The following is a 24,398-nucleotide window of genomic DNA, read 5'->3' on the forward strand; positions in this document are numbered from 1 at the left end:
TATATATCATTTCTAAAAAAAACTATTTGTTCTTAACTATTTTATTAAAAAATGTTAGATGTGCTTTTGCCATTTCTTCTATAGTAAATTGTTTTATTTTTTTCAGACTATTTAAAGCCATTTTATTTCTAAGTTTATTATCAGATAATATGACATTCATTTTTTTTGATAATTCATTTTGGTCTTCTATTGGTATAATAAAACCATTTCCTTTATTTTCTACTAATTCCATTCCAGCAACACATTTATCGGTAGTAATTATTGGAAGTCCGAAAGCCATTGCTTCATTTATGACTAAACCCCAGACATCTTTTCTTGTTGGCAATACAAATAAGTCAGCTGCTTTATAGTAGTTTGCTAGTTCATCTTTATTTAAGAATTCTATAAAATGTACATTCTTTAAATTATACTCTTTAATTAATTCAAGGTATTCCTCTGTTGGCTCTCCTCCAACAATATAAAGACCAGTTTCAGAATCTACTTGAGAAAAAGCTTTTAATAGTATATCAAAACCTTTACTTTTTATAAACCGTCCAACAGTTATAATAACTTTTTGTTCTGCAATACCTAAACGACTCTTGATATCATCTTTTTCTTTTACACTAAGTATATCTTTTAAGATTTCTCTCTCGAAAACAGATGTAAAAGGATATCTATGAATGTTATTTTCATTTGCACCATAATATTTCAAGTAGCTATCTGATTCTACACTTGGGCTTAACCACCATGTAGCTTTTGAAATGAAAAAAGTTTTAATTTTCTTTTTTAACCAATTATCATTTTTTATATATCCGCCATCAATATTCAAAGCGAATGGAATTTTCTTAATACTTAGAAACAACGTTATTAATCTACCTGTTAACGTATTATATTCTCCCACAATTATTACATCATAATCTTTTTTTAAATATTTAGTAAATCCAAACGAAATTACTTTGCTCCCAAATAAATGAAAACTTTTAAGAAAATATTCTTTAAAATTATGTGCTTTTTTTAAACTCCAAGATTTATCTCTATCAAACGCAATTCTATATTCATACAAAACATCTAACTCTATATGCTTGCCTAATTCATTATAAAAATCTACTCTATATGGTGATGAACCACTTTTTGTAAACAGAATCTTCACAATTTACACTCCCAATTCAAAAGTCATTGATAAAATACATTTTAAGTTTATTTCAAATAATTAATTTAATCTATAAAACATTTTATATAAAACTTCTTAAACATTCCATATTTTATAACATTATAGAATATTTAAGAAGATAATTTTCTATCAACAACAACACAAACTATATCATTGCTCATCACTCTTTCTGATGATTAAGTTTATTTAAAATAACAGCTCTCCTAATGTTTGTTATTTCCCATTTCATTTCTAAACTTTATATTATTTAAAAATAACAGTCCTTTAAATTGATAAGAAATTTTTAACTTATAAATACTTTAATGTAATCTTTATAATATTAAACAGGAAATTATTTATTCATTATTTAAACGATTAGTTAAGTTAATTTTGAACTCTATAATTTTCAAAAATTAGACCGACGACCAAAGAGGAACATCACTCAAATTGACTTTTCCAAAGCTTAATATTTTCTTCAGGAATTCGAATATCTGTATAGATATCTTCATTAAGAATGTCGTTTAGCTTGTCAATCTCATCTCTATTTAAAATTGGCAAATTAAAAGTTTTATGTTTTTCTATTGCCCTATTATCTATAGCGATAATTAGAGTTCTAACTTTTTTTTGAAGAGCTCTTATTCCACCATGAAGTCTTGTTCCTACGTAATCTATATCGTTAGAATCTAATATATCATTAAAAGAATTTAAGGTAGGTTGTAATATTGTTATTCCTTTAAGATCAACATCTAGAGCATTTATATACTCTAAATCTTCCATTCCCTGTGGCCAATAAAAAACTTCCGAGTATATCTCACATAATTTTTTTACAAGTATAGTGTCTTTTTCAATATTTTTGTTATAATCAGTTAAAGTAAAAACTACTTTTGATGATTTTTGAGACTTTATTGACATGCAATGATCTTTATCTAACTTCCACATAGTTGAACAAGCCGTATTTACTACATTAGTAATACCAATACTTTTAAGCATATTAAGTGTATATTCATCTCTAACGCTATGAATATACTGTTTTGATAAAATAGTTTTTAACAAAAGCTTAGTATATAAGTTTGGCTCATTATTGTATTGCCACCAACCTACTCCTACTAAAACAACTGGACCGGTGATTTTAGCCATACGTAAATTGATGTCCCATTGTTTCTTAAATCCAAAAATTGTAGATTTGAGTAAATTGCTTCCAAGCACAAATTTATACTCGGCATTTTTAAAATGTCTCATATAATAATATGATAATGGTAAATGGGTAGATATTTCAATTGGAAATGTATTTTTAAGAACAAAAGAAAGATTTTCTTTTGCAGACTCTGCAATTATTTCATCTCCTATATTCATCGATGAAATTCCTGGACTGTATAAAACTGCTTTTTTCATTATTATATTACCCCTTTTATTAAATAACTTATTTTTCATTAACAACTAGATACTAATTTTAGGTTACTATTAAATAAAATTCAAAAGAATTTATTATTAAACAAGAAAAAATAAAAAAGTGAAATCAATGATAAATAATATAAATTATATTTTTTGTTTACATATAGAATACTTTGGATATTATTCTAAGTCTAAATATCTACTTTTAAAAACGTAATCATCTTTATTATATATATTAGTATACGGAACATAAAAATTTTCACTATAAATTCCTGCATTTGATCCCATAGTAATAATTTCTTTTAAGAAGTAAGTAGATGTTAAAAGAATGATTAAAAGTTGAAAAATAATCTTATTTTTTTTCTTATTATATAAACTATATATATTCGGCAATATTAAGATTAATAAATAAAAACCATAAATAGAAAGTCTTGATGCTGTAGTTTCTGAAAATTTCAATATAAAATATATATCAATACTTAATATATATGTATTCATTATTATTTTGGATTTATAATTAATTTTAGTAAATTGATCATAATACCAAATGCCCATAATTAAAAAAAATATTCTTGCAAAACTTTGAAAATCAAAGACATTTAATATAGAATAATTCACATTAACATAGGGTACGATTCTATTTATAACTGGTATACCTGAAATTAAGGGAATTACTTTTCCAATTGGTAATAATGAAATAAATATACTAACAGCACTCAGGTTTGTTAACCCCTTTTTGCTCCAGTTGATATTGCTAAGATAGTACAAAGGAATTAAAACTATAATTGAATAATGTATTTGAGATAATATTATAATCATTATGAAGAATTTAATATTTTTATTTTCACTTTTAAACTTCAGAAAGTAATACATGCCTATAGATATTGTTAATCCCTGTCTTAATCCACTGAATGTCCAAACGAAATAAAAAAAAGAATAGTATAAAAACAAAGACATATATGGTTTATGACTAAATTTCCAACAAGTTTTTGTAATAAAATACAAACTTATGATTGCTAATGTTCCCAAATACTGTTGATATGATAATCCTATATTTTTCAAAGTACTGCCGAGTACTCTGAATAAAATCTCTTGATTATCAATTCCATATTTAAATTCTTGAATTGGACTTATGCTTAATCTTTCATATAAAAAATTGTAGCTAAAGTAATCGGGGCCAATCCCATATCTAACAAAAGAAAGAATAATTAAAATAAGTAAAAAAGTAATAAAAAAAAACTTGTTTTTTTTACTTTTTAATGACCCTAAAAGACCATATAGGTATATCAAGTAATACATAGATTTTCCCCTTCTAACTTATAAATTTACTTTTTAGAATTAATTGATTATAGTAAGAGTTATACTTATCGTATACTTTGTCTCTGTCAAATACTTGAGCTCTTTTTAAACACGAATTCAAATAATCATATTCATAGTCAAAATTTTCTATAGCTTTAATTAATTTATTAAAATTTTCTTTTTCTATTATAGTACCTACGTTTTCATCCAAAGACTCTGCACTCCCACCAGTATCAAAAGTTATTACTGGAGTTCCACAGGCTAGTGATTCTAGAATAGTAGTAGGAAAGTTGTCTTCTATTGTAGGATTAACAAATACGTCAGCAGATGTGTATATTTCAGCTAATTTTTTGATATTTTCTGTTCTAGAAATTGCGAGAATGTTTTTATCTAATTTTTTCATTTGTTTTTTGTTGATTCCAACTAATACAATTTTAAACTTATCATCCAAGTTTTGTGCAAGTTTGTTAAAATAATTCAACCCTTTCTTATCATTCCATACACTAGCTACCCCTAATATTATTTTTTCATTAGCTAAACCGTTATCCTTTTTAAAGTTACTAGGAGTAATTTTAAACTTTGATAAATCTATTCCATTATGGATTACTTTCACATCGTATAATGATAAAAAAGATTTTTTTACAATCTCAGCTAACCAATTAGATGGAACTATAATTGTCAGATCCTTTACTTGCGTGAATAACTTTTTTTTCTTTAAAAAGTTTTTTTTTGAATTATCAAATACATAAGATTTAGGATATTCAAATTTTTGGAATTTCTTTGTATTATTTTTAGGTATATTATCATCAGAATCTAAGTCAAAATGTGCACTATGCCCAGACATTGACCAAGCATCATGCAATAACCAGATTATAGGTATATCTATAGTTGCTAGATAGTTAAATAAAACTTCGATATTTAGATAGTACCCATGAAGATTATGTAGATGAATTATATCCGGTTTATATTCTTTTATTTGTTCAATAAGTTTTCTTGTTGCTCTTTTTGATCCGAAACCATGCAGATCAAATAATCTTGTTTTCAATACATGTGAATAAAAATCAAATTTATTTCCTATTTTTATTGTATTATATCCTTTTGGTGCGCTTCCTCTTCCATATGCAATACAACATTCATGCCCATTCTTTTCAAGTATATTATACAAATCAGTAGCAATTCTACCAGTACTTCCATAACCGCATACACTATTAATTTGAAGAACTTTCATCAGTTATTTCCTCCAAACGACTCTGTTTATGTAGTCTGTATAACTTAATATAATTCTTAATATTTTTTCTGAAACATTAGGCATACTATAATCCGTTACTTTTCTTAATGTATTTATTTGTTGATTTTCTAATATATTTAAAGCTTGCAAAATCCTTTCTTTCTTTAAACCAACCATCATAACAGATGCTTCTTCCATGGCTTCCGGTCTTTCATGCGCTTGACGTATATTTATTGCCTTAAACCCAAGTATAGAAGATTCTTCGCTAATTGTTCCACTATCACTTAAAACAGCTTTAGCAGCTAGTTGAAGTTTATTATAATCATTAAAACCAAGTGGTTTTATTAAACGAATATTATCATTAAAACTTACATTCTTTGCTTCAATCATTTTTTTAGTTCTCGGATGTGTGCTAACAATAACAGGATAATTGTATTTTTCTGCTATTACATTTAAGGTATCAACTAAATCCATAAAATTTTCTTCAGAGCTAATATTTTCTTCCCGATGAGCTGAAACAACAAAATATTCATTTTCTTTTAAATTTAATTTTTCTAAGATATTAGAATTTTCAATACTTTCTTTTCTAGAATTTAGCACTTCATACATTGGACTACCTGTTTTAATTATACGATCAGCAGGTAATCCTTCTGCTAACAAATACTCTCGTGCAATATCACTGTATGTTAAGTTAATATCTGCTGTATGGTCCACAATTTTTCTGTTAGTTTCTTCTGGAACTCTTTGATCAAAACATCTGTTTCCAGCTTCCATGTGAAAGATAGGTATCTGCCTTCTTTTTGCCGCAATAGCACATAAACAACTGTTTGTATCGCCTAAAACTAAAATGGCATCTGGTTGTATTTCTTCCATAACTGGGTCTACTTTAATTAAAATATTCCCAATCGTTTCCACTGCTGTTCCTGTTGCAGCATTTAAAAAATAATCGGGTTTTCTCAAATGAAAATCTTCAAAAAACACCTCATTTAGTTCATAATCATAATTCTGACCTGTATGCACTAAAACATGCTCAATCGCTTCTGATTCTTCTAGTTTATTGATAACTGCAGATAAACGAATAATTTCAGGTCTTGTTCCCACTACAGTCATTACTTTTAATTTTTTCATCTTAAACCTCCACATAATAAGTATCAGGATTATCTTTATCAAACAATTCATTTGCCCACATTACAGTCACTAAATCAGTTTCACCAATATTAACAATCGAATGTGTATAACCAGTAGGTATATCAACTACTTCTAATTTTTCTCCTGTAACGTTATATTCAATGATTTCATCTGAATCAATATTTCTAAAACGAATTTGTCCCTTACCACTAACCACTAAGAATTTTTCGTTTTTAGTATGGTGCCAGTGGTTTCCTTTAGTAATATTGGGTTTTGAAACATTAATTGAAACTTGCCCTCTATTTGGTGTCTTTATAAACTCTGTAAAGGAACCTCGTTGATCTATATTCATTTTTAAATTATAAGAGAATTCATTTTCTGGCAAAAAGCTTAAATAAGTACTGTATAATTTTTTAATCAACTCATTTTCCATATCAGGAACCATTAAGTCGTTGCGACTTTCTTTAAAGCTTTTAATTGTTTCGGCAAGGTTTCCTAACGTAATATAGTATTCTTTAGATATTCTATGAAACTTATTTTCACGAACTACTTGTTTGCTTAAAACAGAGGTAAACTCTTTTATTACATCATCAATATAGCAAAGTATTAATTGTGCATTTGGATCATTGACTTGTATGTCCATATTCCTCGCAATATTGTAACAATATGTTGCTACTACTGTGTTGTAATTTGGCTTACTCCATTTACCAAAAACGTTTGGTAATCGATACACATATACTTTAGCTCCTGTTTGTTGCTCATGATTAGACACTAATTCTTCACCAACTCGTTTGCTTTTTCCATAATGATTATCCTGTTCAGCTTGGATAGAGGAAGTAATTAAAATAGGAGCTTTATTATTATTTTTTTTCAAAAGCTCAAGTAGTTGAGATGTAAAATTAGCATTTCCTTCCATAAACTCTTCTTCTTTTCTTGGTCTATTTACTCCAGCAAGATGAAATACAAAATCACATTCATTAGTATATTTATCTAGCAAGTCCCAGTCCGTATCTCTATTAAACTGAAATATATCTTCATACCCTAAATTGTTTAATTCAGCTACTAAATTTTTCCCAATGAAACCTTTAGCTCCGGTTACTAGTATTTTCACTATAGATCCCCCATTTAACTAATTCATCTTGGATATAATCTAATTTCACCAATTTTTCGACCAGTTCATCTACTGTAAGTTGCTGGGTATTATCAGAATTGTATTCCTTAATATGTACAGCTTCTGTATTTCCTTCTTCAAAAAATTTGCTATAATTTAAGTCTCTTTTGTCAGATGGAACGCGATAAAATCCTCCCATGTCAATGGCATGTGCAGCTTCTTCTTTTGTTAGCAAAGACTCATACATCTTTTCACCATGTCTAATTCCAATGACTTCAACAGGCACATTAGTATTAAATATGTTTTGTAATGCTGCTACTAGAGTATCAATTGTACTTGCTGGTGCTTTTTGGACCATAATGTCCCCTTGTACTGCATTTTGAAAAGCAAAGATAACTAAATCAACAGCTTCTTCTAAACTCATCATAAAACGAGTCATGCTGCCTTCAGTCACTGTCAATGGTTTTCCCGTTTTTAATTGTTCAATGAATAAGGGAATAACGCTACCACGTGAAGCCATAACATTTCCATATCTTGTACCACATATTAAAGTTTGCTCTGGGTCAACATTACGAGACTTAGCTACAAAAACTTTTTCCATCATTGCTTTTGATGTTCCCATCGCATTAATAGGATACGCCGCTTTATCTGTAGACAAACAAATCACTTTTTTTACCTTTGCTTCAATAGCAGCATTTAGAACATTATCTGTGCCAATAACATTAGTTTTAACAGCTTCCATTGGGAAAAATTCGCATGAAGGGACTTGCTTCAATGCTGCAGAATGAAATACATAATCCACGTTGTACATAGCATTTCGAACACTATTAGTATCTCGTACGTCCCCAATAAAAAATTTAATTTTTGGATTATTGTATTTTTTACGCATATCATCTTGTTTTTTTTCATCTCTTGAAAAAATACGAATTTCCTTAATCTCACTATCAAGAAATCTTTTTAATACCGCGTTGCCAAACGATCCAGTACCGCCGGTGATTAACAAAGTCTTGTCTTTAAACATTATATGATTCCTCCGATTCTTCACAATTATCAAATTTTTTTTCCATTTGATTCATTAAGATGGTTTTATTAAAATGGAAATCAGAATATTTTTTAGCGTTTTTGCCTAATCCTAAGACTTCATTCTCAGTTTTGTTTGCCATAGTTAAAATAATTTCAGCAAGTTTTTCTTCATCGCCTGGAGGAGCCGTTAAACCTGCATGCGCTTCTTCTATAATTTCACTAGTCTCTCCTCCAGCAGAAGCAATAATGGCAATTCCACAGGCCATATAAGACTGTAATTTTGCAGGTATGGTCATTTTAAATAATGGACTGCTTGTTAAACAAATAAATGCTGCATCATTATCTGCCATAAACTCTGGTATTTTCTCTGCAGGTTGTTTATCTATAAAATTAAACATATCCCTTACACCATAATTATCCACAGTTTTAATAAGCGTCTCTTTATACCTTCCGCTTCCAATAATGTTAAAATGAATTTTATTTTCACTGACTTCTTGCTTCAAGATTTTAGCAGTCTTCGGTAAGATATCTAAGCCTTGAGCATGTCCTATATTTCCCGCAAATATAATATTAAATCTTTCTTTTTTTGAATTTTTAGTCGTTTCTTTAGCCTTCAAGGGTTGATAAAATTCTTCTGCATATTGAGGCCAATATTCAATTTTTTCAATAGGAACTTGACGTTCGTTTATTGATTTTTTAAAACTTTGTGATGTAGTAAATATCTTTGTACAATTTTTGTAAATATAATCAACCATTTTACCAATAGAGCTAATAATCGTTTGGTTTTTTATACCAGTAATAATTTCAACATTTTCCGGCCATAAGTCTTGTACATATAAGAAACAAGGTAGTCGATGTTTTTTAGCATACCATACGCCAGGTAAAGCCTGCGTCATAGGAGAGACTTCGAATATAAATACTTGGTCTGCTTCAACTTTCGTGAATAATTGCCAAAAAAAGCCAGAAATTACAAAAGAAAAATAATTTAAAACTAACATAATAGAGTTATTTCCTCTAGGTACAATAGGCAAACGAACAATTTCTATTCCTTTATAGTTTTCTCTATTTTTAGTGAATAATCCATAACCATTAAAAAATTTACCGCTTGGATAATTAGGTATTCCCGTTACTACAGTAACCTTATACCCACGTGATATCCAGTCTTCGCACATATCATTAATACGAAATTGTTCAGGAAAAAAGTATTGAGAAATAACTAAAATATGTTTTTTCATCCAAATTCCCCCTATTTTTCCGTAACTCTTATTGATTCATTCAGGCTTCTGATTCTATACTTTTCTTTATACTCTGATATTTCCAAATCATATATAAAATTTCCAAAAACCTTATTAATTAAATTCGATTTTTTACCTAAACTATATAAAACTGAATTAAATAATCTAATAAGTTTCATTCTTTTTCCATTTCCTTCTGCAATTAACCGAACCATTTCTGCTGTTTTTACATATTCTTCGTTTTGAGGAAAGTATGTCCCTTTTTCTTCATTATCAATCATTAGTCGAATAAATTCTGTTAAATTATCAATATGTAACATGCTCCGTTGATTCTCAATGTCTGGAAAAACAGGTGAAACTTTTGAAAATTTAGCTAATAAAGGATAGTTCCCTTTTGATCCTTTTCCATAAATCATCGGCGGTCGTAAGGCAACCACATTAAAATTTTCGGATTGTAAAGGGAGTATTCCTTTTTCTGCTAGCAGTTTGCTGTTGCCGTAAAAATTAATCGGTTCAGGTATCGTTTCTCTTGTGATTACTTTTGATTCGCCAATTCTACTGCTTGCACCATAAACAATCATACTACTCATGAAAATAAATTGTTTGGCACCTTCAGCTTTAGCCTTAGTTGCCAATTCAATCGTTAAGTTTGTATTGATTTTGTAATATAAATCTTCTTGATCTGCTTTTGTGTCTTGATGGGCAATTCCAGCAACATGAACAACCACATCAAAGATCGAAAAGTCTATTTTTTTCCATTTGGTATCTCGTACAGATTTTTTCACAACTTCATATTTTTCAGGTTCTTTATTTAACCAATTTGCTAATTGATTTCCAACATAACTATTTTCACCTGTTATTAATATTTTTTTAGTCATTTTTCATTGCCTCGCGATTCTTCAGTGACCCTGTTCCACCTTCAACAACTCCATCATAATTTACGACACTTATAATCGTGCCAATAAAACATTTTACGTCAAATAGAAAACTCATATTTTTTATGTATTCTCCATCTAATGCCGCTTTCTTTTGGATAGGCAGTTCATCCCGACCATTAATTTGAGCCCAGCCTGTTAATCCAGGATAAATGTTATTAGCGTAATAGATATCTCTTTCTTCTATTAAATCATACTGATTCCACAGAGCCGGTCTTGGGCCAATAATACTCATCTCACCTTTTAGAATATTGATCAATTGCGGCAACTCATCTAAGCTGGTCTTCCTTAAATATTTTCCAACTCTCGTAATAAAAAAATCAGGATTCTTCAATAAATGAGTTGGCGCATCATCAGGTGTGTCTACTTTCATTGTTCTGAATTTATAGATATCAAACAGCTTTTTATCCTTTCCAACTCTTTTCTGTTTAAAGAGAATTAATCCTTTTGAATCTACTTTAATCGCTATAATAATGAGTAAAAATACAGGAGATAAAATGATTAGACCGAGTAGTGCCAATACGACATCAATAACTCGTTTGAACACTTTCTGGTACATCAGCATAAACTCCTTTCTCTTCTTCTTGGATAGTAGGAACAACAGCATTTTTTGCTTCTTTGTTTGCAAATCCAATCAAGCGCTCTTTCAGTTCTTTACTACTGCATTCTTCTAATGTATGAACGAATTCCATAACGTTAGCTAAGGAAATATCGGTTACTTTTCCAACAAATATTTTTTCATAGACTTGCTGGTCGGTTTGTTCACTGTCTACAAGCAATTCTTCATATAACTTCTCACCTGGGCGAATGCCAGTCTCACTAATTTGAATTTCAATTTCAGTAAAACCACTTAGCTTAACAACTTTCTTAGCTAAATCGTAGATTTTAACAGGTTCTCCCATATCCAAAATAAATATTTCTCCACCTTGCGCCAGTGCTCCTGCTTGAATCACCAGTCGACTAGCCTCTGGTATCGTCATAAAGTAACGAGTCATGCGAAAATCCGTGACCGTGACTGGACCACCGTTTCTAATTTGTTCTTTAAATAACGGTACGACGCTTCCACGACTACCTAAAACATTTCCAAAACGAACTGCGGCAAACTTTGTTTTTCCTGGTTCGTTTAAACCAGTAACGATCATTTCAGCTACTCGTTTAGTAGCTCCCATGACATTGGGAGGATTAACCGCCTTATCGGTTGAAATCATCACAAAACTACCAACATTAGCGGCTTTAGCTGCTTCAGCCATATTTTTCGTACCATAAATGTTGTTTTTAACCGCTTCTCGTGGATTATATTCCATCATCGGCACATGTTTATGTGCTGCTGCATGATAAACACGATCTGGTTTATGCTCTTCCATCACTTGGAAAATGCGTTCGCGGTCTTGAATATCTGCAATTACTGGAGTGATTTCAATTTTATTTCTATAAAGATTGCTTAGTTCTTTATCAATCAGATAAATAGAATTTTCTCCATGCCCTAATAATATTAATTTAGCTGGTGAAAATTTGGCGATTTGACGGCAAATTTCTGAACCGATCGAGCCGCCTGCTCCACTGACTAATATGGTTTTACCAGTTAGTTTGGTCGAAATCTGTTGCATATCCAACTGTACTTCGTCACGTCCCAATAAATCTACCACATCAATTTCTCTAAATTGACTAACTGATAGTTTTCCTTCCAATACATCTTCAATCGATGGCATCTGATTAACTTCAACGTCTGCTTCATTGCATAAATCTAAAATACGCTCATACTCACTGGGTGCTAGTGAAGGAATAGCAATCGTAATTTGTTCGATTTGCTGTTTTTTAACTAATTCGGGGATATCTTCAATTTGCCCCAAAACAGGAATATCATACAGTAACATTTTTTGTTTTGACCCATCATCGTCAACAATACCGATTACTTTCACATCACTAATATTGCGTTTTAAACTACGAATAAATACACTTCCACCATTCCCGGCTCCGACAATCAACGTGCGTTTTTGTTTTTCAATTGAACGCCCATGTATTTTGCGGTAATGGTGTTCATTATAAATCCGCCACAAGACTCGGCTTCCTGCAATCCCAGCGAGTGAGAATATGTACGTTAATAAAACAAATCGAAAACTCACTACCTGCATCAACGCTACCGAAAACAATGCAGCAAGAAAAAATGCTACAGTAATACAAGCGACAATCGCCACCGCTTCACGAATACTGGTATATCGATTGATTTTTGAAAACAACTTGAAATACGCTGCTAAAATCAAATAAAGAACTAAACTCATTCCAACAGTCAAGAGAAATGAGCTTACTGGTAACCCAATATAGGGATCTAAAAAGATGTACGCGAAAATGCTTGAAACAATAATGGCAAAACTATCGTACCCAATTAATATAATTTTTTTGAATTTTCTACTCATTTTAAGTTTCACTCCTCCTTTTAAAATAATCCTAAGAATTTAGAGGTCTTGACCTCTTTAGGCGGATTTGTGACAATGATTTCTCCATTGATTAAATCTTTTGTGGTTTGTTTAAATTGTTGAACTTTTTTCTTATCAAATTCTTTCTCAAGCTTTTCATAAGCTTCTTTCAAATGGAAAGTTCTTGATTGGACATTATGAGCGTCAGAAGCAATAAAATGCACTAAACCGGCTTCAATCAACTGCTTACTAAGTTTTTGGGTTTTTTTCCCAAAAGTTCCAACATAACTTCCAGCAGTTAATTGAGCTAATGCTCCTTTTTCAATAAGAGTTAATAATTTATTTGAATCATTTAAAATGGCGTGGTTGCGTTCTGGATGGACAATGATTGGAGTAATGCCTTTTGTTTGCAAACTAAAAAATAAAGAGTCCGTAAAGGCGGGGATTGTCGCTGTCGGGAACTCAATCAATAAGTATTGGTTAGTTTCATCAATAAACTGAATTTTATTTCTTTGAATATCTTCAATTAACTCTCCTATAATGCGAACTTCTTGTCCGGGAAAAACAGTTAGCGGAATATCACGATTGTTTAATTCATTTTGAAGGTTTTCTACATCTCTTAGTATATCGATTTTTTCATTATCCCAACGCCCATTTTTATAGTGTGGCGTTGCTAGAATGTGAGTAATTCCCTCAGCAACAGCTGCATGAGCCATTGCTAAAGAATCATCCATTGTTTTTGCACCATCGTCGATGCCGGGTAAAATATGACAATGCAAATCAATCATCTGATTTACTCCTTCTCTCCATAGTAATAATAATAGTTATCGCCAGACATTTCTACACGATTAAAAATCGCACCAATCACGTTGGCATGTACTTTATCTAATAAGTCTTTTGATTTTAATACCATATCTTTATTGGTCAACCCTTTAGGAATCACAAAAATAGTACCGTCTACTTTACTAGCCATCACTTGAGCATCTGTTACTGCTACTACAGGTGGCATATCAAAGATAATCAAATCAAAAATTTGGTCTAGTTCATTCATTAATTTATCCATTCGTTTGGAAGCTAATAGCTCAGAAGGATTTGGCGGAATAACACCGCTCGTGATAATAAATAACCCTTCAGTTGGAGCTCGATGTGCAATGTCGCTTATGTTTACGTCTTTTTCTGTTAATAAGGTTGTTAAGCCATCATGATTAGGCAAACGGAACGTTTTATGAACAGTTGGTTTGCGCATATCCGCATCGACCAATAACACTTTTTTCCCTTGGGAAGCAAATGTTACCGCTAAGTTGGCAGAAATAGTGGACTTACCAGCACCCGGTCCAGCAGAAGTAACCACAACCGTTTTCAAATCTTGGTCTATCATCGAAAATTGAATATTAGTACGAATGGTTCTGAATTGTTCTGCAATAACCGAACTTGGTCTGGTTAACGTAATTAAACTAGGGCGTTCGCCATTAGTTTCTTTTGTTTTCTTTTTAAACATCTCTTTCACCTCTTTATACTCTACTTTGAGCCCTTCTAGAATTTACTTGCTTGGTAGTTTCAACTTTTGATGTTAATTCAGCAGAAGACATTTCAGAAACACTACCTAAACTGGTCCAGCCTAAATCATTGATAATAAATTGCTCATCCCGAACAGTTGTATCCATAAATTCAAGTAAGAAAGCTGCACCTACACCCAGCATTAAACCAACTAATAGTCCAATAACTAAGTTAAGAGGGTTATTTGGCGAAATTTGATTGTTGTTTGGAATAGCTTCAGAAATAATCGTGACATTATCAACATTCATGATGTTTCCAATTTCATTTTGAAAAGTCGTTGCTACTTCATTAGCTATTTCAGCAGCTAAAAATGGATCTTCGTCTGTTACAGTTAAAGAAAATACTTGTGAATTGTCTTGTGTTGCAATTTCTATTTTTTCTGACAACTGTGCAGTAGTTAGATTGCCTTTTAACTTACCGCTCACTTCATTTAAAATGACCGGACCTTTAATAATATCTTTGTATGTATTGATCATTTGGACATTCGTATTGATATCGTTTAATTGCATACCTTCAGCCGATTCCGTTGTCCGGTTGACTAATATTTGGGTAGTTGAATTGTATTTAGGTGTAGCAATAAAAAAAGTAAATACCGCTGCTAAAATTAAAGCTACTAATCCTAGACTGATAATCATTGTCATTCTTTTCTTCAGAATACCAAATAACTCCGATAAACTAATCTCTTCTTCCATAATTTCCTCCTACGCTTACTTTAATAATTTTAGTATAAACAAAAAAAATTAACACTTTTACAGTATAACATAATACCAGTGATATTCGAGTACTTTTTATTAACATTTAATTTGAATACATATCGAATTAAATTAAAATTATTAGTTTCCAACACATATAGGGATTAAAAACTTCTTTTTCTTATATAAATAAATAACTAATGACAGACAAAAAAACATAGTCTAGTTTTGACTATGCTTTTTTAAAATACTATTTTTCTCTTAATTCTCTGCTCAATTGAATAATATACTCTTTCAAATTATCTTTAACTTCTGGATGTTCTAAGCCGTATTCAATACTAGTCATCATATAGCCGAATTTGTCTCCCACGTCATAACGCGTTCCTGTAAATTCATGTGCCAATACTTTTTGTGTTTTGTTTAATGCTTCGATAGCATCAGTCAGTTGAACTTCATTACCCGCACCAGGTTCTTGTTTTTCTAACATGTCAAATATTTCTGGTGTCAATAAATAGCGGCCGATGATTGCTAAGTCGCTTGGAGCGTCTTCAGAATTTGGTTTTTCAACAAAACGGCTGACTTCATACAATCCCTCTTCCAGTTTTTTAGCTGGATCAACAATACCGTACTTTGATGTATCTTCATGCGGCACACGCATTGTAGCAAGCGTTGATAACCCTCTTTTTTCATAACGGTTTATCAATTGTTTCGTCAACGGCACGTCATCTTTCATCATGTCATCGCCAAGTAATACAATAAACGGCTCGTTTCCAACAAAACTTTTTGCATGCAAGACAGCATCGCCTAATCCTTTCGGGTAAGACTGGCGAATAAAATGCAGTTTTATTTTAGTTGTACTCTCTACTAATTTTAACAATGCCCATTTTTCTTTTTCTTCCAAGTTTTGTTCCAATTCAAAATTTGAATCAAAATGATCTTCAATCGACCGTTTGCTTCTGCCAGTCACGACCAAGATTTCTTCGATGCCAGATTCGATTGCTTCTTCTACGATAAATTGAATCGTTGGTTTATCCACGATGGGCAGCATTTCTTTGGCCATCGCTTTAGTAGCTGGTAAAAACCGTGTTCCTAATCCCGCTGCGGGAATAACTGCTTTTCTTACTTTTTGCATTCTCTTTTCCTCCATTACATTTACGCTATGTAAGAAAGACGTACCAAATTAAAGGCAGCCTCTCTCTTCATTGTGCTTTATCTTATTCGTATCCATTTGGATTATTTTCTTGCCATCTCCAAGAATCACGGCACATTTCTTCTAGATTAAATGCAGCTTTCCAGCCTAATTCAACAGCTGCTTTTGTGGCATCTGAATAGCAAGTTCCAATGTCTCCAGGTCTTCTATCTACTAAAGCATAAGGAACGTTTTGTCCCGTCGCTTTTTCGAAATTGGTCACAACATCCAAAACACTGTAGCCTTGACCTGTCCCTAAATTATAGGCTTCGATTTGCTCAGTAGCTAGAACTTTTTCGACCGCTTTCAAATGGCCTTTTGCTAAATCAACGACATGGATGTAATCCCGTACTCCGGTTCCGTCAGACGTGTCATAATCGCTGCCAAAGACACTTAGCTGTTCGCGTTTCCCTACGGCTACTTGTGTGATATACGGCATCAAGTTATTTGGAATACCATTCGGATCTTCACCAATTCGGCCGCTTTCGTGAGCTCCGATTGGATTAAAGTACCGCAATAGCGCAATGCTCCAAGTAGAATCTGCTTTGTAAACGTCTTGCAAGATTTGTTCAATCATCATCTTCGTTGTACCATATGGATTTGTAGTACTCAATGGCAAGTCTTCTGTTAATGGAGAAACATTGTTCATACCATAAACGGTTGCCGAAGAACTGAACACCATTTTTTTCACATTGTATTTCTCCATCAATTCTGCTAAAACAAATGTGCCGGTTAAATTATTGTGGTAATATTTTAACGGCTCAGCAACTGATTCGCCAACGGCTTTATAACCTGCAAAATGGATCACTGCATCTAAGTCATGAGCTTGAAAAACTTCTTCTAATGCTGCTTTATCTAAAATGTTTACTTCATGAAAGCTGAATTCTTTTCCCGTGATTTCTTTGATCCGATTCAATACTTCTGGTTTGCTGTTTGAATAGTCATCAACAATCACCACTTCATATCCTGCATTTAGTAATTCAACAGTTGTGTGGCTGCCGATATATCCAGCACCACCAGTAACTAAAATAGCCATGTAAACGCTCCTTTATTTTCCATTTAACTATCATTGGACTAACGTACTTCCCAATCATAATATAGAATGTCTAAAATAACAATCTTAACCGTCACTATAAAGGGTTGAAAAATTCTAAAGCGGAACTATAATTTTCCCCTGTCAGAACATCGTACATGACCGCATCGTAGTCATTCAACAGTTCTAGTGTCTCTGGCGCCAACTCTTCACGGTTCATTTTCATTTCACTATCAGAAGTTTCGACATACATACTTTTTTCAAATGCCGGCAAAACGGCTTCGAGTTCACTTAACAAAGCATAATAAGGCGAAAGTGGGACATTTGTCATTTCTAAAAGATGGTTTGCAAAGTAAATCGGGCTGATGACACCTAAATCTGTGTCTTCCTCTGAAAAATTCGTATAAATCAATAACGGCGTTTGGTGCATGGTCAAATCATTATTTTGTTGATAAATTTCATCGCTGTAAAATCCAGGCAAGTGGTCCCCCCAAAAGAAAACAATCGTCTTCTCAGGATATTCCGCTAACTGATCGATCAGCATTTCTAAAGCGTCGTCGCTATACGCTAAATCTTGATAATAGTTTTCAATCGCTTCGACGCTGTAATCGGTCCCGCCAGCCACAAAATCAGTTTCTGGGTATTTGCCAGGATAAGGTGCATGGTTTTGCATAGTCACCAGATGGATAAAGTCTTTCTCTTTCGTATGGTTTAAGCGGTCCATAACTTCTTGATAAGCGGAGTCGTCTGAAATAAAGGTGTTTTGATCTTTTGTTGCGGTGTGGTTCATTGTGGCATCGTACAGAAACGTTTTAAAGCCCATTTCTCGGTACACATCCGTTCTTTTGTACATATAGGTATCATAGGGATGAATTGCTGTCGTTTGGTGTCCTGAATCTTTTAAGTAAGAAACCAAAGAAGGCATTTGGTGAATTTGTTTGGTGAGTTGAGTATATGGGGTGGTAATACTAGGCAACATGGGTTCCATTGAAAAGCCGGTCAGCGCTTCGAATTCAATATTCGCAGTTCCTCCGCCATAGCCTTGAGACAAGACTTCGCCGCTTCTGTTTTGTTTTAATAGCTCATGCGTTTTTGGTATCGGATCTCGTGATTGAGTCATCCCGTTGATTTTTGATGGGTCGGTAAAGGTTTCGTTCATCACATATATGATATTGATATCTTCTAATGTTTGGTCTCGTGTTAGATTTGTTTCGGCCGCTCTTTTTTTGTATTTTGCCACAATTTCATTAATGGATTCTTTTGAATAATTGGAAGGCTGTTCCATCCCTGGAGAGTCTAGATTAAAGAGGAATCCGGCAACAAAGCCGTTATCGAGGTAGTTTTGTTGCTGGCTCCATCCTACCCAGACGGCACTACGATTAAAAGCTGCTTGGACAACATTTTTTGGTTGATTAAAGTTGGCAATGTAGCCAATCAATAAAGAGCTTGCTATGAATACTAATGCTCGTGTTAAGTAAAGGGATTTCTTACTCTTTTTCAGTTCAGAAGATGTGTTTTGTGTTTTTAGTTTTTTAAACCGTGAATAACCAAACAACAAGCCAGTCCCTAACAATAGCACGATTAACACCAACACACTGATCAAGATTTTTTTATCGATTATTTTCACTAAAAACGGCAATTCTTTGATCATCAGTAAATCATTGGGATACAATGGCTCACCACGAAAGAGGTCTTTCTGTTGATTAGCAATGCCTGCAACCCAAGATAGGATCAACACCAGCATTGAACCAATCCATTTATTTCCAATTAAAGCGGTTACCCAACTATACAAAACAAAAACAATACTGACTTGCAATAAAACTAGGGCGAACGAAACTTCAGCAAAATAAGTTTGCATCACCATTGAATCGAAGTGAGCCTGATAGAATTGCAACAATCCAACACTTATCATTCCGGTTATCATGCCTAACAGTACTGTCATTCTGATTTTTTTCAATAACTGCTTCTTTTTTTGTTCCTTTAAACCATGATTGACTAACTCTTCTGTACCTTTTGTTGTCATTCTAATCCCTCGTTTCTTCTTAAAATACTAAGCATACTAAAAAAATGGGTTGTTATTCAAAAAAGGAAAACACGAAATAAGGTGGTTTAGAACATAGTGATGAGGAGGTGTTGCTGATTGATCATAAATGGATTGAATCGAACTTGAAGAAGGTGTTGTTTAAAAGGAGGTCAAATTATAGATGAAATTATTGTAATGAAGTGGGTAAAAGTATATCCGTTGTTTTTCTATATTGTAAATCTATTGTACCAGTACTTTTCTATTTTGCAATTTAAATAGTACCTTTTTAATAAAAAAAAGCGAAACACCGTAAAAAATCTTTACAGTATTTCGTATTTGTTATTCTAGTTCAAGTTGTTGTTTTAAAAGCGTAGAAACTCTAGCTAATTCTGCAGGGTCGACTTGCTGGTAAGAAACTCCATTCATCATAACTCCGGTTCCTTCTAATTGGATTTGTTCAATATTACCAGCTGCTGAACGGTATTTACTGAAGATATCCATCATATCCGCAAATGCTAAGTTGGTTTTCATATTGTTTTCCATTGTTCCAAGCACACTTTGATAGTTAGTAATGGTTGAGAAGGTTGCTACTTTTTTGACGATAGCTTCAAGAACTTGGCGCTGTCTTCCTTGACGTCCATAGTCCCCATTTGGGTCTTCGTGGCGCATTCTTGAGTAAGCTAGTGCTGCTGCGCCGTCAAGTGTTTCAGTCTGTCCTTCTGTGAACGTGTAACCTTCAGTTGTAAATGATAATGGGCTGGTCACTTGAATGCCGCCGACTGCATCTACGATATCTTGAATCCCTTGCATGTTTACTTCTACATAATAGTCAATTGGAATATCCAATAATTTTTGAACGGTGTTCATCGACATGCTGGTTCCGCCAAATGCGTATGCATGATTGATTTTATCCATTGTACCTTTGCCGGCGATTTCGGTATACGTGTCGCGTGGGATGCTGACGATTTTTGATTCGTTCGTTTTAGGGTTGACCGTCATAACCATAATCGTATCTGAGCGGCCTTGTTCCGTTCGGCCTAAATCGCCTGTATCAACGCCTAGCATTAAGATCGAAAATGCTTGGCTTTTATCAACATCAACTGGCTTTTCTCTGACTTTTTCTGTTTCAACGCCTTTATAAATTTTTTCGGTCGTACCCGTTACATCACTGTAAACTTTCCAAATAAACAGTCCGAATACAGCAATTAAAACTACCAAAATCAATAAGACGATTTTGGGTCCTCTTTTTCTTTTTTTAGGTTGTTTATGGGAACCGTTTCGCATTTCTGAACGTGATTTAGCCATTTCTTTACCCTCTTTCAACTCTTCTATGTATATCTAGTGTTTTTTTACATTGCCCTTTTATTGTATCAGTAGTTTTTGTTTTTACAATTTAAATTTTACTTAAATTGTAAAAGAAACTAAACCCTTTTCAATTTCTTGTTACATTTTGTCCACATGTCTTGTTTTTGAATTATATTTTTCGTAAACCGCTACAGTTTCTTGATAAAATTGTTCTTGAGAAAATTGATTTGAAGCTAACTCAAACAAGTTTTCCCCTTTTTCTTTCAATGTATTCGTTTGCCAATCAGCATAAGCTTCTTTTAATGCTTGCGAAAAAGCTGCTTTATCGCCCACAGGTACTAACCAACCATAAGTCTTATCCGGAACTAATAAAGCTACTTCCCCCACATCGGTACTGATAAAAGGAACGCGCTGATTAGCGGATTCTAACAACGCTAAAGGAAACCCTTCACTGTAAGAAGCTAGAACAGAAAGATCTGTTTGCTGCAAAATTTGTTCAATGGCAAGTTTATCTAAAAAGCCATGAAACTGAATGTTGTTTGCCAACTTCAACTCTTGTGCTTTTTGTTCCAGTGTTTCTCTTAACTCTCCATCTCCTATAACATTTAAATGAAAATCGTTTAAGGCACTAGCTTGCAGGCTTTCAAATAACAATTCATGACCCTTGATAGGGGTCAATCGGGCAATGTAACTGATTGTAAATACTGAATGGACTTTTACAGAGGGTTTTTGGCCGTCAAAAAGCAAACCGTTGTAAACAACAGAAATCTTTGTTTCTGGAATGCCCATATCGATGAGAACTTTTTTAAACTCCTCCGTTACAGTGATCAAACCATCGGCTTTTTTTAAGCTTCTTACATTCAAAAAAGAGAAAGCTTTCCCTTTTGGTCCTTTTCCCACAAAGTCGAGCTGAGGGTTACTGTGAATGGTGGTTAACCATGTTGCGTTTAGGCGTTTTTTAATAAGACTTAAGATTAAATTCGCTCTTGCTCCATGAGTATGTACAATATCGTATTGCCCTTCATTGATAAGCGTGACCATTTTTTTTAGAATAGACAAATCATAGCGGGAAGTTTGGCTGATAGATTGCACAGTGATCCCTAAAGCTCTCGCTTCCCGTGCTACTATTCCCTCTTCCAATACAAGCAGCTCTGCTGTATGAGCATTAAACTGCGATAAAAGAGATAAAATATGCGTCTTTGCTCCGCCTTCTTCTAATCCTGCATTTACATGTAAAACTTTCATCCGTTGGTCCCTCATTTTAACTAACATTTTTCTTTTCTTTTTTAACAGCAACCAAAAATTTCGGCAAAACCAGCATCCGTTTAAATCGAGAAGGTTGCTTTATCAATCGGTAGAACCATTCAAGGTTCATTTTGATAAAGATAGCCGGTGCTCTCTTAACGGTTCCTGTATAGGCATCAAAAGCGCCTCCTACACCCATGGCTAACCCTTTATCTGCTTGCTCCAAATACCGCAGGATCCATTTCTCTTGTCTTGAAAAACCTAACCCTACGAACAAGAGATCCGGTTCCGCTGCTAACACTTCACTTAAGATACTTTCATCAGCTAAATCAAAATAGCCGTTGTGGTAACCTACTAAATTGATTTGCGGATAATCTTTCTTTAATTTTTTGACTGCCTTTTCAATGGTTGTCTGCTTAGCACCTAACAAGTAAACACTTTTCTGGTTTAAATCAGCTTCTTTTAAAAGGTCCAGCATCAAATCATATCCAGCTACACGTTCAACAATGGGCGTGCCAAGTATCCTGGCTCCTTTAACGATTCCAATGCCATCTGCTGTAATATAATCCGCTTGTTTCAAAATAGCCATATAGTGTTTATCAGCATTCGCATGCATGACGATTTCTGGGTTGGCTGTCACCACAAACGTTTTTTCTTTTTTGTTTACTCGATCTATTAATGCAGCTAACATTTCTTTTTTTGTTAAATTATCAAACTTTACATTCAAAACATCTATTTTCTTATTTGTCATTATATAAACACCTATTTTTTAATTATTAGTAACACTTCTATTGTAATGGAAATACCGTTCATTTACATTAAAAAAATAGATTTAAGCAATACTATTTAAATTCAAAACTATATTTAACCATAGAAAAAACCCCCAAAAACCAGATTTTTTAGGCTCTATAATATTTAGTGTTGGTGAACCAATCGGTTCACTGGCACTATTTTTTATTTTTAAATGAAAAAAGACCAGTGAACTCCTATAATTAAGTTACCACACAAAAGAATAGGAGAATTCACATGGCCTACACTCATTCTATAAAAAAACTGCTCAATATTAAAGACCCAAATATTTATTTATCTGAAGTTCCTGTTATGAAGGAAAAGAAAAAGGATCAAGAATGTCTGGTAGTGCATGGGAAATTGACCTATCGGCCTACCTGCTGTAAAGTGTGTGGTGTCAAAAACAACTCTCACCAGGATCTCATCAAACACGGCACAAAATGTTCTACACTCACACTGACTCATGTCAATTTCCAGCCTGTACTGTTCCGATTGAAAAAGCAGCGATTTCTTTGTAAGCACTGTGATTCGACTTTCATAGCGGAAACCTCCCTGGTCGATCGCCATTGCTTCATCTCTAATTCGATCAAGACAACTATTGCCATGGAATTGAAAGAGACACAATCCATGACACTTATCGCCCAGCACCTGTCCGTTTCTCCTCCTACTGTGATTCGGGTAATGCGCCAAGTGGGGGAGACGCTTGAACCAAACAATCAGGAACTGCCCCAACATCTTTCCATCGATGAATTCAAGTCGGTCAAGGATGTATCCGGAGCGATGAGCTTCCTGTTTATTAATGCGTCAACCCACCGGTTGACGGATGTTGTCGAGAATAGACAACTGCCTTACCTGCTGGATTATTTTATGCGGTATCCAGTAGAAGCAAGAAACAAAGTCAAAACGGTCACGATGGATATGTATTCACCCTATACACAGCTTGTGAGAGATTGTTTCCCCTACGCTAAAATCATCATTGACCGATTCCACATCGTTCAACATATGAATCGGGCTTTGAACAGCGAACGAATCAAGGTCATGAATGAACTGCGTTACACGAGGCCAAGGGATTATCGAAAATTAAAAAAACAATGGAAGTTGGTGCTTAAAAATGAAGACGATTTAGATTTTTCCCGTTATTTTACCCACCGGTTATATGAAGGGGCTGTTACTGAAAAAATGATGGCGGATTACCTTGTGCAACTTGATTCCAGACTTGAACGTGTCTATGCGCTTTTCAATCAATTGAAGTGGGCACTGGAACACCGTGATTTCAAGCGATTCAAAAGATATTTAGAAGAATCAAAAAAATATGCTTTACCAAGAAAAGCGAGAACTGTTCTTCAAACGTTTGAAAAAATACCTGGAGCCCATTAAAAATGCGTTTGTGTACACTCTTTCCAATGGCCCCATTGAAGGAATGAATAATAAAATCAAGAACATCAAACGATTAGGGTATGGCTACCGAAATTTCTATAACCTGCGGGCCCGACTGTTGATTTCTTACCGATTGACCACTTCTAATTATCAACCTAGAGCTTTGTATTTTGAAGATGAAATAGCAGCATAAAATAAAAAGCCAAAGCGACGTAGTCGCTCTGACTTATTTGGCCCACCAACACTACTTGTCAAAGAGCCATTTTTTAGGTCTAACTTTTGGGAGTCGGCACG

At 33.4% G+C, this 24,398-nt stretch carries 22 protein-coding genes; 2 read left to right on the top strand and 20 right to left on the bottom strand.

The genetic code is table 11. From position 1 onward, the window contains the following. Window positions 1-22 precede the first annotated feature (22 nt). The 20 genes from NY10_RS04530 to NY10_RS04625 form a co-directional block, all read right to left on the bottom strand. Window positions 23-1,129 (bottom strand): glycosyltransferase family 4 protein, encoded by a 1,107-nt coding sequence (locus NY10_RS04530; protein WP_058918847.1) that lies wholly within the window; start codon window positions 1,127-1,129, stop codon window positions 23-25. A gap of 438 nt (window positions 1,130-1,567) precedes the next feature. Further along, window positions 1,568-2,521, bottom strand: a complete 954-nt coding sequence (locus NY10_RS04535) for a polysaccharide pyruvyl transferase family protein (RefSeq protein WP_058918848.1) — start codon at window positions 2,519-2,521, stop codon at window positions 1,568-1,570. Window positions 2,522-2,701: 180 nt separating this feature from the next. Then, on the bottom strand, window positions 2,702-3,820 hold the full coding sequence (locus NY10_RS04540) for an EpsG family protein (protein ID WP_058918849.1): 1,119 nt from the start codon (window positions 3,818-3,820) through the stop codon (window positions 2,702-2,704). A 13-nt stretch (window positions 3,821-3,833) separates the two neighbouring features. Continuing rightward, window positions 3,834-5,048, bottom strand: coding sequence for a glycosyltransferase (locus NY10_RS04545; protein ID WP_058918850.1), 1,215 nt, complete (start codon window positions 5,046-5,048; stop codon window positions 3,834-3,836). Window positions 5,049-5,051: 3 nt separating this feature from the next. Continuing rightward, window positions 5,052-6,176 (bottom strand): non-hydrolyzing UDP-N-acetylglucosamine 2-epimerase, encoded by a 1,125-nt coding sequence (gene wecB / locus NY10_RS04550; RefSeq protein ID WP_058918851.1) that lies wholly within the window; start codon window positions 6,174-6,176, stop codon window positions 5,052-5,054. 1 nt (window position 6,177) lies between these two features. After that, on the bottom strand, window positions 6,178-7,287 hold the full coding sequence (locus tag NY10_RS04555; RefSeq protein ID WP_058918852.1) for a polysaccharide biosynthesis C-terminal domain-containing protein: 1,110 nt from the start codon (window positions 7,285-7,287) through the stop codon (window positions 6,178-6,180). Further along, complete coding sequence (locus NY10_RS04560; protein WP_058918853.1) at window positions 7,262-8,308, bottom strand: polysaccharide biosynthesis protein; 1,047 nt, start codon at window positions 8,306-8,308, stop codon at window positions 7,262-7,264. Before NY10_RS04560 ends, NY10_RS04555 begins: the two co-directional genes overlap by 26 nt. Next, a complete protein-coding gene (locus tag NY10_RS04565) occupies window positions 8,301-9,545 on the bottom strand; it encodes a glycosyltransferase family 4 protein (protein WP_058918854.1) in 1,245 nt (414 codons plus the stop codon). The genes NY10_RS04560 and NY10_RS04565 overlap by 8 nt, the downstream gene beginning before the upstream one ends. 11 nt (window positions 9,546-9,556) lie before the next feature. Next, on the bottom strand, window positions 9,557-10,423 hold the full coding sequence (locus NY10_RS04570) for an NAD-dependent epimerase/dehydratase family protein (RefSeq protein WP_058918855.1): 867 nt from the start codon (window positions 10,421-10,423) through the stop codon (window positions 9,557-9,559). After that, complete coding sequence (locus NY10_RS04575; RefSeq protein WP_058918856.1) at window positions 10,416-11,039, bottom strand: sugar transferase; 624 nt, start codon at window positions 11,037-11,039, stop codon at window positions 10,416-10,418. The genes NY10_RS04570 and NY10_RS04575 overlap by 8 nt, the downstream gene beginning before the upstream one ends. Further along, the gene (locus tag NY10_RS04580) at window positions 11,008-12,894 is read right to left on the bottom strand and encodes a polysaccharide biosynthesis protein (protein ID WP_058918857.1); all 1,887 of its coding nucleotides are present in this window, start codon (window positions 12,892-12,894) and stop codon (window positions 11,008-11,010) included. The genes NY10_RS04575 and NY10_RS04580 overlap by 32 nt, the downstream gene beginning before the upstream one ends. A gap of 20 nt (window positions 12,895-12,914) precedes the next feature. Continuing rightward, window positions 12,915-13,682, bottom strand: a complete 768-nt coding sequence (locus NY10_RS04585; protein ID WP_058918858.1) for a tyrosine-protein phosphatase — start codon at window positions 13,680-13,682, stop codon at window positions 12,915-12,917. A 5-nt stretch (window positions 13,683-13,687) separates the two neighbouring features. Next, entirely contained in the window at window positions 13,688-14,392 is a 705-nt protein-coding gene (locus NY10_RS04590) for a CpsD/CapB family tyrosine-protein kinase (protein ID WP_058918859.1), read from the bottom strand. Window positions 14,393-14,405: 13 nt separating this feature from the next. Next, window positions 14,406-15,143 (bottom strand): YveK family protein, encoded by a 738-nt coding sequence (locus tag NY10_RS04595; RefSeq protein WP_058918860.1) that lies wholly within the window; start codon window positions 15,141-15,143, stop codon window positions 14,406-14,408. Window positions 15,144-15,393: 250 nt separating this feature from the next. After that, entirely contained in the window at window positions 15,394-16,275 is an 882-nt protein-coding gene (galU, locus tag NY10_RS04600; protein WP_058918861.1) for a UTP--glucose-1-phosphate uridylyltransferase GalU, read from the bottom strand. An 82-nt stretch (window positions 16,276-16,357) separates the two neighbouring features. After that, entirely contained in the window at window positions 16,358-17,368 is a 1,011-nt protein-coding gene (gene galE, locus NY10_RS04605) for a UDP-glucose 4-epimerase GalE (RefSeq protein ID WP_058918862.1), read from the bottom strand. Between the two features lie 94 nt (window positions 17,369-17,462). After that, window positions 17,463-19,388 carry an LTA synthase family protein gene (locus NY10_RS04610; RefSeq protein ID WP_058918863.1) on the bottom strand — a complete coding sequence of 642 codons (1,926 nt, stop codon included), beginning with the start codon at window positions 19,386-19,388 and terminating at the stop codon, window positions 17,463-17,465. A 339-nt stretch (window positions 19,389-19,727) separates the two neighbouring features. Beyond that, window positions 19,728-20,693 carry an LCP family glycopolymer transferase gene (locus NY10_RS04615; protein ID WP_082664184.1) on the bottom strand — a complete coding sequence of 322 codons (966 nt, stop codon included), beginning with the start codon at window positions 20,691-20,693 and terminating at the stop codon, window positions 19,728-19,730. 138 nt (window positions 20,694-20,831) lie between these two features. After that, window positions 20,832-21,938 carry a glycosyltransferase family 4 protein gene (locus tag NY10_RS04620; RefSeq protein WP_058918864.1) on the bottom strand — a complete coding sequence of 369 codons (1,107 nt, stop codon included), beginning with the start codon at window positions 21,936-21,938 and terminating at the stop codon, window positions 20,832-20,834. Between the two features lie 16 nt (window positions 21,939-21,954). Beyond that, the gene (locus NY10_RS04625; RefSeq protein WP_058918865.1) at window positions 21,955-22,689 is read right to left on the bottom strand and encodes a WecB/TagA/CpsF family glycosyltransferase; all 735 of its coding nucleotides are present in this window, start codon (window positions 22,687-22,689) and stop codon (window positions 21,955-21,957) included. A 275-nt stretch (window positions 22,690-22,964) separates the two neighbouring features. Between NY10_RS04625 and NY10_RS04630 the strand changes: the two genes are divergently transcribed. Next, window positions 22,965-24,104: an ISL3 family transposase gene (locus NY10_RS04630; RefSeq protein WP_058918866.1), complete on the top strand. Its 1,140-nt coding sequence runs from the start codon at window positions 22,965-22,967 to the stop codon at window positions 24,102-24,104. After that, window positions 24,040-24,297, top strand: coding sequence for a transposase (locus NY10_RS12875; protein ID WP_250636672.1), 258 nt, complete (start codon window positions 24,040-24,042; stop codon window positions 24,295-24,297). Before NY10_RS04630 ends, NY10_RS12875 begins: the two co-directional genes overlap by 65 nt. Window positions 24,298-24,398 lie beyond the last annotated feature (101 nt).

It is taken from the genome of Carnobacterium sp. CP1 (assembly GCF_001483965.1).
GTDB classification, from domain to species: domain Bacteria; phylum Bacillota; class Bacilli; order Lactobacillales; family Carnobacteriaceae; genus Carnobacterium_A; species Carnobacterium_A antarcticum.

Coding starts and splice junctions, on each gene's coding strand:
- NY10_RS04535 (WP_058918848.1), bottom strand. CDS start 2,521: ATGAAAAAAGCAGTTTTATACAGTCCAGGAATTTCATCGATGAATATA.
- NY10_RS04540 (WP_058918849.1), bottom strand. CDS start 3,820: ATGTATTACTTGATATACCTATATGGTCTTTTAGGGTCATTAAAAAGT.
- NY10_RS04545 (WP_058918850.1), bottom strand. CDS start 5,048: ATGAAAGTTCTTCAAATTAATAGTGTATGCGGTTATGGAAGTACTGGT.
- wecB (WP_058918851.1), bottom strand. CDS start 6,176: ATGAAAAAATTAAAAGTAATGACTGTAGTGGGAACAAGACCTGAAATT.
- NY10_RS04560 (WP_058918853.1), bottom strand. CDS start 8,308: ATGTTTAAAGACAAGACTTTGTTAATCACCGGCGGTACTGGATCGTTT.
- NY10_RS04565 (WP_058918854.1), bottom strand. CDS start 9,545: ATGAAAAAACATATTTTAGTTATTTCTCAATACTTTTTTCCTGAACAA.
- NY10_RS04570 (WP_058918855.1), bottom strand. CDS start 10,423: ATGACTAAAAAAATATTAATAACAGGTGAAAATAGTTATGTTGGAAAT.
- NY10_RS04575 (WP_058918856.1), bottom strand. CDS start 11,039: ATGTACCAGAAAGTGTTCAAACGAGTTATTGATGTCGTATTGGCACTA.
- NY10_RS04580 (WP_058918857.1), bottom strand. CDS start 12,894: ATGAGTAGAAAATTCAAAAAAATTATATTAATTGGGTACGATAGTTTT.
- NY10_RS04585 (WP_058918858.1), bottom strand. CDS start 13,682: ATGATTGATTTGCATTGTCATATTTTACCCGGCATCGACGATGGTGCA.
- NY10_RS04590 (WP_058918859.1), bottom strand. CDS start 14,392: ATGTTTAAAAAGAAAACAAAAGAAACTAATGGCGAACGCCCTAGTTTA.
- NY10_RS04595 (WP_058918860.1), bottom strand. CDS start 15,143: ATGGAAGAAGAGATTAGTTTATCGGAGTTATTTGGTATTCTGAAGAAA.
- galU (WP_058918861.1), bottom strand. CDS start 16,275: ATGCAAAAAGTAAGAAAAGCAGTTATTCCCGCAGCGGGATTAGGAACA.
- galE (WP_058918862.1), bottom strand. CDS start 17,368: ATGGCTATTTTAGTTACTGGTGGTGCTGGATATATCGGCAGCCACACA.
- NY10_RS04610 (WP_058918863.1), bottom strand. CDS start 19,388: ATGACAACAAAAGGTACAGAAGAGTTAGTCAATCATGGTTTAAAGGAA.
- NY10_RS04615 (WP_082664184.1), bottom strand. CDS start 20,693: ATGGCTAAATCACGTTCAGAAATGCGAAACGGTTCCCATAAACAACCT.
- NY10_RS04620 (WP_058918864.1), bottom strand. CDS start 21,938: ATGAAAGTTTTACATGTAAATGCAGGATTAGAAGAAGGCGGAGCAAAG.
- NY10_RS04625 (WP_058918865.1), bottom strand. CDS start 22,689: ATGACAAATAAGAAAATAGATGTTTTGAATGTAAAGTTTGATAATTTA.
- NY10_RS04630 (WP_058918866.1), top strand. CDS start 22,965: ATGGCCTACACTCATTCTATAAAAAAACTGCTCAATATTAAAGACCCA.
- NY10_RS12875 (WP_250636672.1), top strand. CDS start 24,040: ATGCTTTACCAAGAAAAGCGAGAACTGTTCTTCAAACGTTTGAAAAAA.